This is a genomic window from Saccharothrix carnea, assembly GCF_003014735.1.
GTDB classification, from domain to species: Bacteria; Actinomycetota; Actinomycetes; order Mycobacteriales; family Pseudonocardiaceae; genus Actinosynnema; species Actinosynnema carneum.
Map to the genome: position 1 here is coordinate 58,249 of NZ_PYAX01000026.1, position 13,977 is coordinate 72,225.

The 13,977-nt window shown below is 72.7% G+C and carries 13 protein-coding genes; all 13 read left to right on the plus strand.

Features of this window, described 5'->3' with window-relative positions; genetic code table 11:
- Nucleotides 1-10: 10 nt before the first annotated feature.
- Entirely contained in the window at nucleotides 11-793 is a 783-nt protein-coding gene (gene fabG / locus B0I31_RS38300; RefSeq protein WP_106620279.1) for a 3-oxoacyl-ACP reductase FabG, read from the plus strand.
- A gap of 25 nt (nucleotides 794-818) precedes the next feature.
- Nucleotides 819-1,763, plus strand: a complete 945-nt coding sequence (locus B0I31_RS38305; protein ID WP_106620280.1) for an aromatase/cyclase — start codon at nucleotides 819-821, stop codon at nucleotides 1,761-1,763.
- Nucleotides 1,764-1,767: 4 nt separating this feature from the next.
- Nucleotides 1,768-3,711 carry an SDR family oxidoreductase gene (locus tag B0I31_RS42845; RefSeq protein ID WP_106620281.1) on the plus strand — a complete coding sequence of 648 codons (1,944 nt, stop codon included), beginning with the start codon at nucleotides 1,768-1,770 and terminating at the stop codon, nucleotides 3,709-3,711.
- Between the two features lie 13 nt (nucleotides 3,712-3,724).
- The gene (locus B0I31_RS38315; RefSeq protein ID WP_106620282.1) at nucleotides 3,725-5,296 is read left to right on the plus strand and encodes an acyl-CoA carboxylase subunit beta; all 1,572 of its coding nucleotides are present in this window, start codon (nucleotides 3,725-3,727) and stop codon (nucleotides 5,294-5,296) included.
- The gene (locus B0I31_RS38320) at nucleotides 5,293-5,559 is read left to right on the plus strand and encodes an acyl-CoA carboxylase epsilon subunit (RefSeq protein ID WP_106620283.1); all 267 of its coding nucleotides are present in this window, start codon (nucleotides 5,293-5,295) and stop codon (nucleotides 5,557-5,559) included. The genes B0I31_RS38315 and B0I31_RS38320 overlap by 4 nt, the downstream gene beginning before the upstream one ends.
- A 15-nt stretch (nucleotides 5,560-5,574) precedes the next feature.
- On the plus strand, nucleotides 5,575-6,558 hold the full coding sequence (locus tag B0I31_RS38325; protein ID WP_106620284.1) for an LLM class flavin-dependent oxidoreductase: 984 nt from the start codon (nucleotides 5,575-5,577) through the stop codon (nucleotides 6,556-6,558).
- Entirely contained in the window at nucleotides 6,551-7,732 is a 1,182-nt protein-coding gene (locus B0I31_RS38330) for an MFS transporter (RefSeq protein WP_219910994.1), read from the plus strand. The genes B0I31_RS38325 and B0I31_RS38330 overlap by 8 nt, the downstream gene beginning before the upstream one ends.
- Nucleotides 7,729-8,313, plus strand: a complete 585-nt coding sequence (locus B0I31_RS38335) for an NADPH-dependent FMN reductase (RefSeq protein WP_106620285.1) — start codon at nucleotides 7,729-7,731, stop codon at nucleotides 8,311-8,313. The genes B0I31_RS38330 and B0I31_RS38335 overlap by 4 nt, the downstream gene beginning before the upstream one ends.
- 11 nt (nucleotides 8,314-8,324) lie before the next feature.
- Nucleotides 8,325-9,173, plus strand: coding sequence for a TIGR03621 family F420-dependent LLM class oxidoreductase (locus tag B0I31_RS38340; RefSeq protein WP_106620286.1), 849 nt, complete (start codon nucleotides 8,325-8,327; stop codon nucleotides 9,171-9,173).
- A 51-nt stretch (nucleotides 9,174-9,224) separates the two neighbouring features.
- Complete coding sequence (locus B0I31_RS38345; protein WP_245950755.1) at nucleotides 9,225-10,052, plus strand: SDR family NAD(P)-dependent oxidoreductase; 828 nt, start codon at nucleotides 9,225-9,227, stop codon at nucleotides 10,050-10,052.
- Nucleotides 10,053-10,132: 80 nt separating this feature from the next.
- Nucleotides 10,133-10,933 carry an SDR family NAD(P)-dependent oxidoreductase gene (locus B0I31_RS38350; RefSeq protein ID WP_106620288.1) on the plus strand — a complete coding sequence of 267 codons (801 nt, stop codon included), beginning with the start codon at nucleotides 10,133-10,135 and terminating at the stop codon, nucleotides 10,931-10,933.
- A 55-nt stretch (nucleotides 10,934-10,988) separates the two neighbouring features.
- Complete coding sequence (locus B0I31_RS38355) at nucleotides 10,989-12,056, plus strand: methyltransferase (protein WP_106620289.1); 1,068 nt, start codon at nucleotides 10,989-10,991, stop codon at nucleotides 12,054-12,056.
- Between the two features lie 315 nt (nucleotides 12,057-12,371).
- Nucleotides 12,372-13,787, plus strand: a complete 1,416-nt coding sequence (locus tag B0I31_RS38360; protein WP_146174114.1) for a helix-turn-helix domain-containing protein — start codon at nucleotides 12,372-12,374, stop codon at nucleotides 13,785-13,787.
- Nucleotides 13,788-13,977 lie beyond the last annotated feature (190 nt).

The window sequence follows — 13,977 nt, forward strand, 5'->3', positions numbered from 1 at the left end:
AGGAATGACCATGACGGACAACGGAAAGGTCGCGCTGGTCACCGGCGCGACGAGCGGTATCGGCCTGGCCACCGCGCGGTTGCTCGCCGAGCAGGGGCACCGGGTCTTCCTGTGCGCCCGCGGTGAGGAAGCGCTGGTGCGCACCATCAAGGAACTGCAGGACGACGGCCTGGACGTGGACGGCACGACCGGCGACGTGCGGGAGAAGGCCGACATCGCCCGCGTCGTGCGGGCCGCCGTGGACCGCTACGGCCCGATCGACGTGCTGGTCAACAACGCGGGCCGCAGCGGCGGCGGCGTGACCGCAGACCTCGACGACGACCTGTGGCTCGACGTCATCGCGACCAACCTCACCAGCGTCTTCCTGGTCACCCGCGAGGTGCTCAACACCGGTGGCATGCGGCGCAAGGACCGCGGCCGGATCATCAACATCGCCTCCACCGCGGGCAAGCAGGGCGTGGTGCTGGGCGCCCCGTACTCGGCGTCCAAGCACGGCGTCGTCGGTTTCACCAAGGCCCTGGGCAACGAGCTGGCGCCGACCGGCATCACGGTCAACGCCGTGTGCCCCGGATACGTGGAAACGCCGATGGCGCAACGGGTCCGGCAGGGCTACGCGGCGGCGTACCAGACCTCCGAGGAGGCGATCATGGAGAAGTTCACCGCCAAGATCCCCCTCGGCCGGTACTCCACGCCCGAGGAGGTGGCGGGCCTGGTCGGCTACCTGGCCTCGGACACCGCCGCGTCGATCACCTCGCAGGCGCTCAACGTCTGCGGCGGCCTGGGCAACTTCTGAGCAGCACCGACCGGGGAGGACACCCATGACCGGATTTCCCGTCCGCGAGGTCGAGCACGAGATCACCGTGCAGGCACCGCCCGCGGACGTCTACCGCATGCTCGCCGAGGTGGAGAACTGGCCCAGGCTGTTCCCGCCCTCGGTGTACGTCGACTACCTGGAGCGCGAGGGCGACAGCGAGCGCATCCGGATCTGGGCGACGGCCAACGGCGAGCCCAAGAACTGGACCTCGCGCCGCGAGCTGGACCCGGACAACCTGCGCATCACGTTCGCCCAGGAGGTGTCGTCGCCGCCGGTGGCGGAGATGAGCGGCACCTGGGTCATCGAGCCGCAGGGCGAGCAGACCCGGTTGCGCCTGCTGCACACCTACCGCGCGATCGACGACGACCCCGAGGGCCTGGAGTGGATCGACGAGGCGGTGGACCGCAACAGCAAGGCGGAGCTGCCGTCGTTGAAGGCCAACGTCGAGCTGGCCACCCGGACCGCGGAGCTGACGCTGTCCTTCGTGGACTCCGTCACGATCGACGGCGCCGCCAAGGACGTCTACGACTTCGTCAACGACGCGGGCCGGTGGACCGAGCGCCTGCCGCACGTGGCGTCGGTGACGTTGACCGAGGACACGCCGGGCCTGCAGGTGCTGCGGATGGAGACGCTCACCAAGGACGGCTCGTCGCACACCACCGAGTCGGTCCGGGTCTGCTTCCCGCACCACAAGATCGCCTACAAGCAGACCACCCTGCCCGCGCTGATGGCCCTGCACACCGGGTACTGGACGTTCGAGGAGGACGGCGACGGGGTCACCACGGCGTCGTCCCAGCACACGGTGATCATCAACGCGGACAACATCGCCAAGGTGCTCGGCCCGGACGCGGGCGTCGCGGAGGCGCGGACGTTCATCCGGGACGCGCTCGGCAACAACAGCCGGGCGACGCTCAACCACGCCAAGGCCTACGCGGAAGCGCGGCGCTGACGCGATGGACACCGACGTCGTCGTGGTCGGGGCGGGTCCGGTCGGACTGCTGCTCGCGGGCGACCTGTGCGCGGGTGGCGCGCGGGTCACCGTGCTGGAGCGGCTGACCGTGCCCACCACCGAGTCGCGCGCCTCGACCCTGCACGCCCGCACCATGGACGTGCTGGCCGAGCGCGGCGTGCTGGAGGTGCTCGGCGAACTGCCGTCGGGCGGCCCCGGCCACTTCGGCGGCATCCGGCTCGACCTCACCGCGGCCGACCCCGGCCACCGCTTCGCCGGGCAGTGGAAGTGCCCGCAGGCCGTGCTGGAGCAGGTGCTCGGCGACCGTGCGGTCCGGCTGGGCGCGCGGGTGCTGCGCGGACGGGAGCTGACCGACCTCGGCCGGCACGAGGACCACGTCGTCGCGGTATCCGGGACCGACCGGATCTCCGCCGCCTACCTGGTCGGCTGCGACGGTGAAGAGAGCAGCGTGCGGGTGCTCGCCGGGTTCGACTTCCCCGGCGAGGACGCCACGCTGGAGATGCTGAGGGCCGACGTCGAGGGCCTCGACATCCCGGACCGGCGGTTCGAGCGGCACCCGGACGGCCTGGCCACGGCCCACCGCTGGCCGGACGGCAGCACCCGGGTGATGGTGCACGTGTTCGGCACGACACCGTCGCCGCGCACCGGGCCGCCGACGTTCGGGGAGGTCGTCGAGGCGTGGGCGAAGGTCACCGGCGAGGACATCGGCGGCGGCCGGCCGACGTGGCTCAACGCGTTCGGCAACACCCGCCGCCAGGCCGCGACCTACCGCCGAGGCCGGGTGCTGCTCGCGGGTGACGCCGCGCACCGGCAGATGCCGGTCGGCGGCCAGGCGCTCAACCTCGGCCTGCAGGACGCCGCCGAACTCGGGCAGCGGCTGCTCGCCCGGCTCGCGGGCGGCGACGACGGGCCGCTGGAGCGGTACGACGCCGTGCGGCGCGCCGTGGGCGCACGGACCTTGACCAACATCCAGGCGCAGGCGCTGCTGCTGCTCGGCGGGCCCGAGGTGGAGCCGCTGCGCGAGGTCTTCGGCGAGCTGATGCGGTTCGACGCCGTGCGGGCGCACCTCGCCGGGATGGTCAGCGGCCTCGACACGCCGAGGGCGAGCGGCCTCGACACGCCACCCGGGCCACGGGACACACCTCAGGAGAGGACCACGATGGGCAAGCTCGAAGGCAAGACCGCGCTGGTCACCGGCGCCAGCCGGGGCATCGGACGGGCCACCGCGCAGCGGCTGGCCGAGGAGGGCGCGCTGGTCGCCGTCCACTACGCGAGCAACGACGAGGCGGCGGCCGAGACCGTCGCGCTGATCGAGAAGGACGGCGGCCGGGCGTTCGCCGTGCGCGCCGAACTCGGCGTGCCCGGTGACGTGCACGAGCTGTTCCTCGGCCTGGAGCAGGGTCTGCGCGAACGCACCGGCACCACGACGTTGGACATCGTGGTGAACAACGCGGCGGCGCAGACCGCGGCGGGCCTCGCGCCGGAGGACGTGACGCCGGAGGACTTCGACCGGCTGATGGCGGTCAACGCCAAGGCGCCGTTCTTCATCGTGCAGCGCGCTTCGTCGCAGCTGGCCGACAACGGCCGGATCATCAACATCTCGTCCGGCGTCACGCGGGTCGCGAACCCCGAGCAGCTGGCGTACTCGATGAGCAAGGGCGCGATCGAGCAGCTGTCGCTGCACATGGCGCGCCACCTGGCGCCGCGCGGCATCACGGTGAACAGCGTCGCACCGGGCATCACCGACAACGGCAGCCCGGTGTTCGACGTGCCGGAGATCGTCGAGGCGATGTCGCAGCTGTCGGCGTTCAAGCAGGTCGCGAAGGCGCAGGACGTGGCGAACGTGGTGGCGTTCCTGGCCACCGAGGACGCGCGCTGGATCACCGGCGCGTTCATCGACGCCAGCGGCGGCACCCTGCTGGGCTGAGATCGGGGGAAGCATGACGACAGTCCGGGAACCGGAGACGCACGTCGACCGGATCGGCGAACTGGCCGCGGTGAAGGAGCTGACCAGGGTCGGCCCCGACCCGCGCGCCACCGAACGCCAGCACGCCAAGGGCAAGCTCACCGCGTACGAGCGGATCGAGCTGCTGTTGGACAAGGGCTCGTTCAGCGAGCTGGAGCCGTTGCGGCGGCACCGCGCCACCGGGTTCGGCCTGGAGGCCAAGCGCCCGCACGGCGACGGCGTGGTGGCCGGGTGGGGCACGGTGGACGGACGCCGGGTGTTCGTCTACGCGCACGACTTCCGCGCGTTCGGCGGCGCGCTCGGCGAGGCGCACGCCCAGAAGATCCACAAGGTGATGGACCTGGCCATCGCGGCGGGCGCGCCCCTGGTGTCGCTCAACGACGGCGCGGGCGCGCGCATCCAGGAAGGCGTGTCGGCGCTCGCGGGCTACGGCGGGATCTTCCAGCGCAACGTGCGCGCGTCCGGGGTGATCCCGCAGATCAGCGTGATGCTGGGGCCGTGCGCCGGTGGTGCCGCGTACTCGCCCGCGTTGACCGACTTCGTGTTCATGGTGCGCGACATCTCGCAGATGTTCATCACCGGGCCGGACGTGGTCCGCACGGTGACCGGTGAAGAGATCTCGATGGACGGGCTCGGCGGCGCGGAGGTGCACGGCGGCACGTCCGGGGTGGCGCACTTCGTCTACGACGACGAGGAGAGCTGCCTGGCCGACGTGCGACTGCTGCTGTCCATGCTGCCCGCCAACAACCGCGAGCTGCCGCCCGTCGTGCGCGGTGACGACCCGGTGGACCGGCCCGGTGACGGGCTGCTCGACCTGGTTCCGGTGGACGGCAGCCGGTCCTACGACGTGCGGGACGTGATCGAGGAGATCGTGGACGACGGGCACCACTTCGAGGTGCACGCGCTGTGGGCGCCGAACCTGGTGTGCTCGTTCGCCCGGCTGGACGGGCAGCTGGTCGGGATCGTGGCGAGCCAGCCGTCGGCGTTGGCGGGCGTGCTGGACATCCGGGCGAGCGAGAAGGGCGCGCGGTTCGTCCAGTTCTGCGACTCGTTCAACATCCCGCTGCTGACCCTGGTCGACGTGCCGGGCTTCCTGCCCGGGGTGGACCAGGAGCACGACGGCATCATCCGGCGCGGTGCGAAGCTGCTGTACGCGTACTGCAACGCCACCGTGCCGCGGGTGTCGGTGGTGCTGCGGAAGGCTTACGGCGGCGCGTACATCGTGATGGACTCGCGCTCGATCGGCGCGGACGTCGCGTACGCGTGGCCCACCAACGAGATCGCGGTGATGGGCGCGGAGGCGGCGGCGGACGTCGTGTTCCGGCGGGAGATCGCCGCGTCGCCCGATCCCGCGCGGACCAGGCAGGAGAAGATCGCCCGGTACCGCGAGGAACTGGTCCACCCGTTCTACGCGGCCGAGCGCGGCCTGGTGGACGACGTGATCGACCCGCGCCGCACCCGCGAGGTGCTCGTGCGGACGTTCGCGATGCTGGAGACCAAGGACGCCGACCTGCCGCGCCGCAAGCACGGCAACCCACCGCAATGACGTCCGCGCACAGGCACGCCCCCGCGGACCGCGCCGCCGCCCTGGGCGATGAGACGGCGGCGACGGGTGACCCACAGCCCGGACTGCTGCTGCGCGTCGAGAAGGGCGAACCCGACGCGGTGGAGCTGGCGGCGTTGGCCGCCGTCCTCCAACGGCGGGTGGCGGCGGTCGCCGTGGCGGAAGAGGCACCCCGGCGGTCGGCGCGGTGGCGCAGGCCCGAGCGCGTCGCGGGCTTCGCGGGCGCGCGCACCTGGCGTAACTGACCAAGGAGACCCGGTATGGACGTCGGCTTCATCTTCGACCTGCGCAACCCGGCGCAGTGGGAACGGCCCTGGGCGGATCACTACGCGCGCAGCCTGGAGCTGTGCGAGGAGGCCGACCGGCTCGGTGCCGGCGGCCTGTGGTTCACCGAGCACCACCTGTTCCCCGACGGCTACCTGCCCCAGCCGCTGACCTTCGCCGCCGCCGCGGCGGCACGCACCCGCAACGCCCGCATCGGCACCGCCGTCACCCTCCCGGCGCTGCGTCAGCCCGCGCACCTGGCCGAAGAGGCGGCCGTGGTGGACCTCATCAGCGGCGGGCGGCTGGAGCTCGGCCTGGGCGCGGGCTACCGCGTGCCCGAGTACGAGCTGGTCGGCGCGGACCACTCCCGCCGGTTCACCGAGACCGAACGCGTCATCCGCGAGGTCCAGCGGCTGTGGCGGGAAGGCGGGATCACCCCGCTGCCGCTGCAGGACCCCGTCCCGGTGTGGGGCGGTTTCTACGGACCGCGCGGCGCGCGCATCGCCGGGCGGCTCGGCATCGGCCTGCTGCACATCTCGCCCGAGATGTTCCGGCACTACGTCGACGGGCTGGTGGAGGGCGGGCACGACCCGGCGTCCGCCCGCGTGTCCGACCTGCTGCCGGTGATGCTCGCCGACGACCCGGACGCGGCCTGGCCGCGCGTCGCACCGCACCTCGCGCACCAGATGAACACCTACCGGCAGCTGTCCGTCGAGGGCACGGACGCGCCACCGCCGCCGCTGCTGGAGCCGGGCGAGTTCCGCGACCGCCGCGAGGACGGGCCGTGGGGCGCGCTGGAGATCATGACCCCCGAGGAGGCCGCCGCGCGGATCCTGGAACGCACCCAAGGCCTCCCGGTCCGGCACGTGATCTTCTGGGCCAGCATCGCCGGGATGCCCGACGACCTGGTGACCCGGCACCTGGAGCTGGTCAGCCGCGAGCTGGCGCCGCTGCTGGACAAGGCACCCGCCCGTGCGTGACGGCGTCACCCGGGACCGCAAGGCGTGGGCGCTGCTGTTCGTCCTGTCGGGCAACATGCTGCTCGACGCCCTCGAGGTCGCCGTGGTGCTCCCGGCGCTGACCCCGCTCAGCGCCGGGTTCGGCATCACCACGCCGGCCGCGCAGTGGGTGATGAGCGGCTTCGCGCTCGGGTTCGCGCTGCTGCTCGTGCCGGGACCGCACCTGGCCGCCCGCCTCGGCCGCAAGCGTCTCTACCTGGGCGCGATGCTGCTGTTCGCCGCCGCGTCCGTGGTCGCGGGCCTGACCGACTCGTTCGGCGTGCTCGTCGCGACCCGCGTGGTCAAGGGCTTCTGCGCCGCGCTCACCGCGCCCGCCGGGCTGGCGATCATCGTCTCGGTGTTCGACGGCGCGGCCCGGCGGCGCGCGGTCTCGGTGTACTCGCTGTTCGGCGCGGCCGGCTTCACCGCGGGCCTGCTGCTGTCCGGCGTGCTGAGCGCGGCCGACTGGCACTGGACGTTCCTGTTCCCCGCACCGGTCGCGCTGGTGCTGTTCGCCGCCGGTCTGCGGGTCATCCCGCGCTCGCCGGCCGAACCGCCACCGCCGCTGGACGCCGCCGTCCTGCGTGACGGCTCGCTGCTGCGCGCCGGTTTCGGCGCCGCCGTGCTGAACGGCACGTACATCGGGCTGCTGCTGCTGGTCACCACGCAGCTCGCGCACCTGCCGCCGTGGCAGCTCGCGCTCGCCCTGCTGCCCGCGAGCCTGCCGCTGGTCCTCGCCGCACCGCACGGCGCGCGGCTCGTGCGCCGGTTCGGCACGGCCGGGCTGATCGCGGCCGGTGCGCTGTGCTGCCTGGCGGGCAACGCCCTCTACCTCGCCCGGCCCGCCGCCGAGCCGTACCCGACCGCGGTCCTGCCGGTGCTGCTGCTGGTCGAGGCCGGGTTCGTGCTGTCGTTCGTCGCGCTGAACCTCCAGGCCACCGCGACCGTGCCGGCCGAACGCCGCGGCGCGGCCGTGCCGGTCTACCAGACGTTCGTGCAGCTCGGTTCGGTCGTGTCGTTGCCCCTGGTCGCGCTGCTGCTCACCACCGGCGGACCCCGCGCGGCGACGGTGCTGCTCACCTCGGCCGCGGCGGTCGGTGCCGCCGTCGCCCTCACCGGCCTCCGCACGACCACCACAGGAAAGGTCCCGTCATGACCGGAGAACCGCTCACCCTCCTCGTCGTCGTGGGCAGCGTCCGCGACGGCCGGTTCGCGCCGACCGCCGCGGAGTGGTTCGCGAAGGTCGCCCGGACCCACCCGGACTTCCGGGTGGAGCTGCTCGACCTGCTCGACTACCCGCTGCCGCTGGTGCTGCCCGAGCCCGGCAGGCAACCCGACCACGGCACGGCGCGGGTGCGTGACGCGCTGGGGGACAAGCTCGCCGCCGCCGACGCGTTCGTCGTCGTCACGCCCGAGTACAACCACGCGCCGCCCGCCGCGCTGAAGAACGCGATCGACTGGTTCAACGCCGAGTGGAACGCCAAGCCGGTCGGGTTCGTGTCCTACGGCGGCGCGGGCGCGGGCCTGCGCGCGGTCGAGCACCTGCGGCAGGTGTTCGCCGAGCTGCACGCCACGACCGTCCGCGAGTCGGTGAGCTTCACCAACGTGTGGGACCTGTTCGTGGACGGCGCACCGCGCGACGCGGCGGGCAGCGAGGCCGCGGTGAAGGTCATGCTCGACCGGCTCGCCTGGTGGGGCGCGGCACTGCGCGCGGCGCGGGCCGCGCGCCCGTACTGAGGGGGAGTCGCGTGACCACCGTGCACGAGCGACCGTTCCGCTTCGGCGTCACCGTCTTCACGCCCGTCGAACGGGCCGAGTGGGTCGCCAAGGCCAGGCTCGCCGAGCAGCTGGGCTTCGACGTGATCCAGGTGTCGGACCACCTCGGGATGCCGGCGCCGCTGCTCACCCTGATGCTCGCGGCCGAGGCCACCGAGCGCATCCGCCTCGGGACGCTCGTGCTGAACACGACGTTCTACGAGCCGGCGGTGCTGGCCCGCGACATCCGGACCCTCGACCGGTACTCGGGCGGCCGGGTCGAGGTAGGCCTCGGCGCGGGCTACGAACGCGGCCAGTTCGACGCCGCGGGCATCCCCTGGACACCCGCCGCCGAACGGGTCGCGCACCTGGCGCGGACCGTCGACCGGCTCAAGGAGCTGGCACCGGCACCCGTCGTGGTCGCCGGTCGGGGCGACCGGGTGCTGCGGCTCGCGGCCGAGCGCGCCGACGTCGTCGCGTTCACCGGTACCACGCGCGTCCGCGACGGCGAGGGCCTCAAGCTGGGCACCGTCGAGGAGTTGGCCGATCGGGTGGAATTCGTGCACGCGCACCTCGGCGACCGCGTGCACGACGTCGAACTCAACATTGCGGTGCACCGCGTATTGCCGCCGGGCGGTGATCACGCGATCACCGATGTGTGGCAGAATGATCTCGACCTCACCACCGACCAGTTGGTCGAGTTGCCGTCAATGCTGATCGGCACGCCCGAAGAATGCGTGGAGCAACTGCACGAGGCGCGCAAGCGATTCGGCATCTCCTACTTCAGCGTCCTCGAACCCGAGATGATGTCGTTCGCCCGGGTCATCGAGGCGATGCGGTGAGTTCGCCCTCATCGCGGCAAATCCAGTAGAACGAGAACCAGGGAGCATGGGTTGAAGAGGACATTCGTGATCACGGGCGCCACCGACGGCATCGGCGCGGCCGTGGCGCGGGCGCTGTTTTCCCGGGGTGACCACGTCGTGGCGCTCGGCACGAACCCCGGGAAGGGCGAGGCGCTGGTCGGTGAGGCGGAGCGCGCCCCCGGCTCCCTGGAGTTCGTCCGGGCCGACCTGAGCCTGGTGTCGGCCAACCGCGACGTGGTCGACCGGATCCTGGACGCCAACCCGGCCATCGACGGCCTGGTGCTGTGCGCGCGCTTCTTCCGCACGTACCGGCGGGAGACCCCGGAGGGCCTGGAGGACAACTTCGCGCTGTTCTACCTGAGCAGGCTGCTGTTCAGCTACGGGCTGCGGCCCGCGCTGGAGAAGACCGAGCGGCCGGTGATCGTGAACGTGGCGGGCCCCGGGCACGACACCCCGGTCGCGTGGGACGACCTGCAGAGCGCCCGCCGCTACGACGGCGTCAACGCGATGTTCATGACCGGGCGGCTGGACGACCTGCTCGGCGTGACGTTCGCCGAGCGGCACGGCGACGGGCCGGTGCGCTACGTGCTGTTCCACCCCGGCACCACGTCGACCGGGTTCGTGGGTGAGTTCGACCCGCAGACCGCGATGTACATCGAGCAGCAGAAGGCGCTGGCGAAGCCCGCCACGGCCGTCGTGCCGCCGATCGTGCGGTTGCTGGACAACCCGCCGGCCGAACCGCTGACCGCGTTCAACATGTACACGCAGATGAGCGTGCACAACGGCCTGTTCTCGCCGAAGGACGCGGCACGGCTGGCGACGCTGACCGAAGAGCTGTTGGCCCGCATCGAGGGATGACTTGCGGAATCGGCCCCTGGACGGCACGGGAACGCGCTCGTCCAGGGGCCGCCGGCGAATGACCGTCACGAGGAGTATTCGTGGAGTTGGGGCTGAGCGGCAAACGGGCGCTGGTGACGGGATCGAGTTCCGGCATCGGCGCGGCGGTGGCCGACCTGCTGGCTGCCGAAGGCGCGGACGTCGTGGTCCACGGCCGTGACCGGGGCAAGCTCGAGGTGGTCGCGGACAAGGTGCGCGGCCACGGCCGCCGGGTGGACCTCGCGCTCGGCGACCTGGCGACCGACGCCGGTGCGGCGGACGTGGTCCGCGCGGCCCGGGCGGGCGGACCGGTCGACATCCTGGTCAACAACGCGGGCGGCACGGACCTCGTGCCGTGGCCGGACGCGGACCCGGACCTGTGGGTGACCGCGTACCAGGTCAACGTGGTGTCCGCGGTGCGGATGATCCACGCGTTCGTACCCGCCATGCGGGAACGCGGCTGGGGTCGTGTGGTGCAGGTCGGCGGCGGCCTGGCCACCCAGCCGATCGCGGTGCAGCCGCAGTACTCGGCGGCCCTGGCCGCCCGGCACAACCTCGCCGTGTCGCTGGCCCGCGAGCTGAAGGGCACCGGCGTGACGTCGAACGTCGTGTCACCGGGGCCGGTCATGGTCGAGTACATGCGCGAGTGGCTGGTGAAGGTCGGCCCGGAGCGCGGCTGGGGCACCGAGCTGCCGGAGATCGAGCGGCGGGCGGCGGCGGAGTGGGTGGCGAACGACGTCGGCCGGTACGGCACGCCGGAGGAAGTGGCGGCGGCCGTGGCGTACCTGACGAGCAGGCAGGCGGATTACGTGACCGGCGCGGTGCTGCGCGTCGACGGTGGTTTCGTGGCGGCGGTGTCGTGACCGCCGGGGAGGACGCTGTGCACGGGTCGATCAACCAACTGACGGGAGTCCGGTGATGCACGGCGCACAATTCGTGGCAGACGACGGGAACGCGCCCGTGCTGCCCGCGGCGGCCCGCGGTGACGCGCGCGAACTGGTGTTCCACCTGGCCGCGGTGAAGTGGTCGATCGGCACGCTCCGCGCCGTGGTCGAACTCGGCATCCCGGACCTGCTGGCCGATGGTCCGGGCACGGCGGGCGAGCTGGCGGCGCTGGCAGGCGTGGACGCGTCACGGCTGCGCCGGGTGCTGTCGGCCGCGGCGACGGCGGGCGTGCTGGTGGAGGACGGCGCGGGCCGGTTCTCCCTCACCCCGGCCGCGGACGGCCTGCGCACCGGCGGTCCGGGCGGTTTCCGGGACGTGTTCCTGTTCCTCACCGACCCGATGATGTGGCGGCCCTACGAGGACGTGGCCCACGCCGTGCGGACCGGTGAACCGGCGTTCGACCACCTGTTCGGCGAGCCGTTCTACGAGCACCTGCGCCGCGATCCGGTCGCCTCGGACCTGTTCGACCGGGCCATGGTGCAGAACGACGGCCCCGAGACCTACGACCTGTTCGACGACCTGGACGCGCGCCGGTACCGGCGGATCGCCGACGTCGGCGGCGGGCGGGGCAGCTTCCTGGCCGGGTTGCTGCGCCGTCACCCCGGCGTGACGGGCGCGGTGTGCGACCACCCGCTCGCGATCGCCGGCGCGGCCGACGAATTCGCCCGCTGCGGTGTGGCGGACCGGGCGGAGGCGATCGAGACCGATTTCTTCGAGAAGGTGCCGCCGGGGTTCGACGCCTACCTGGTCAAGCGCTCGTTGCAGAATTGGGAAGACCTGGACGCGGTGCGCGTGCTGGCCCGGGTCCGGGAGGCCATCGGAGACGATCGTGACGCTCGGTTGTGGATTGTGAACCATCTTCTCACCCGTTCAGGTGTACCTGACCTCGGTAAGCTTTCGGATATAGAGATGATGGCTATTCTCGGTGGCCGGGAAAGGGGATGGGCGGACTGGACCCGTCTGGGGGCTGAAGCGGGTTTCGCGCCGGTCGGAGAACCGGGCGCGGGGCGCGTCACGTTGTTGACGTTCCGCCCGATCTGAGCACGGATCAACCTGGTGTAGACGCACGTATCGGTCCATGCATCGGCCCGCAGCGTCGCGGGACCGCGAATCCCACGGGGGCGGGAAGCGCTGTCGACCGCGGCGGCCGCGGTGGCGAGACCACCGGCCGGCGGGCACTGCGGCGCGCTCACATCCCCCGTGGCCACGCACCCCTCGGCGATCGCCGCCGCGCGCCGAGGGGGTCGCAGAGGCGAAACGACAGCGCCGTGCCCGCGGCCGTGGTGTCCGGGCACGCGGATCTTGGGGGTGTGTGTGGAGCACGACGTCGAACGGTCCGCCGGTACTCGTCGCCGCGTGCCGGCGGAGCGCCGGCTGCCCGACAACCTCGGCCTCGACGGGTTGTCCCTGGAACAGGTGCGGCGGACCCGGGCCCGGCTGGTGGAACGCGGTCGGTGGGGCGAGGCCGACCAGGTGGTGCGGGAGGTGATCGACCTGTTCGCCACCGGCCCGGCCGGGGTGAGCGGACCGCAGCTGGGCGGCCTGGTGTACGTGCCGGGAGGCCCGTCACCGGACGACGCGCAGTGCGCCCGCGAGGACGCGTCGGCCCTGCCGGAGGAACAGCGGCTCGCCGCGCGGGCCGCGCAACTGGCGAACCGGGGCGTGGACCGGGCCGAGACGGTAGCCACCGCGCGACAGCTGCTCGCGCTACCCGGTGTGCGCGGCCCGGGCGCGTTCTGGTGCGCGATCCTCGCCCTGGCCTACGCCGACGAGCTGGACACCGCGATGGACCTCAGCGTCCGCGCGATGCGCAGCCCCGACGTGATCGGCCTCGGCGAGGCGCGGGGCGTGGTGGTGCTGCTGGTGGCGCGGCTGATGTGGCTGGGCGGCGACCCGGGCGGCGCGGCCAAGGTGCTCGCCGGGTCGTTGCGGCGGGACGTGTGCCGGCAGATCCGCAGCGTGGCCGTGGCGTGGCTGGTGTCCGCGCTGGTCGACCTCGGCGAGCTGGACCGGGCACACGACCTGTTGCTGGAGCACGGGTTCAGCGGCGCGTTGGCCGGTGTGCAGGACCGCGCGGAGCTGTTCATGGCGCGTGGCGCGCTGCGGTTCGCGCTCGGCCAGTACGACCGGGCGCTGGAGGACTTCCTGGACTGCGGGCGCGACCTGACCGCGTGGGCCGTGACCAACCCGGCGGTGGCGCCGTGGCGGTCGCGGGCGGCGGTGTGCGCGAACGCGGTGGGCCGCACCGACCTGGCGCAGGCGCTGGTGTCGAAGGAGATGGCGGCGGCACGGCGCTGGCGCAGCCCGCGCGCGGTGGGCCTGGCCTCGCACGCGGCGGCGTTGGTCGCGGGTGGTGAGCCCGCCTCGCTGCGCGAGGTGGTGAGCCTCCTGGACGGCACGTGCGCGGTGGGTGATGCGCTGCACGCCCGGTACGACCTGGCCCAGGCGCTGAGCACGCGTGAGCTGCACGGCGAGGCGCGCAAGACGCTGGAAGCGGTGCGGGACACCGCGGGCCGGACGGGCTACGCGCTGTGGTCCGGGCGGGCGGAGGAGGCGTTGGCCAGGATGACCGCACTGGACCGGGCCGGCGGCCTCACCCGGCAGGAGCGCAAGATCGGCGAGCTGGCCCGCACCGGCCGCAGCAACAGGCAGATCGCCGAGGAGCAGTACCTGACCGTCCGCACCGTCGAGTTCCACCTGTCGCGCGTCTACCGGAAGCTGGGCCTGGCCGGTCGGCGCGACCTGAAGGCCATCCTCACCCCGCTGTCCTGAGCCGTCCGGGGCGTCCGGTGCCCCCGGACGCCCCGGCTCACGGCCCGCTGGCGGGGTCTCCCGACCGTTGACGCCGGCCCGAGCCCTGCGCTAGTGCCGCATCTCGGAACGTTGACCCGGTAATCGGCTCGGTCTGCTGACGGTCCAGGCTGGTCCTCCCATGTCGAGCGGGGCGAGTGCGGTGCTGACG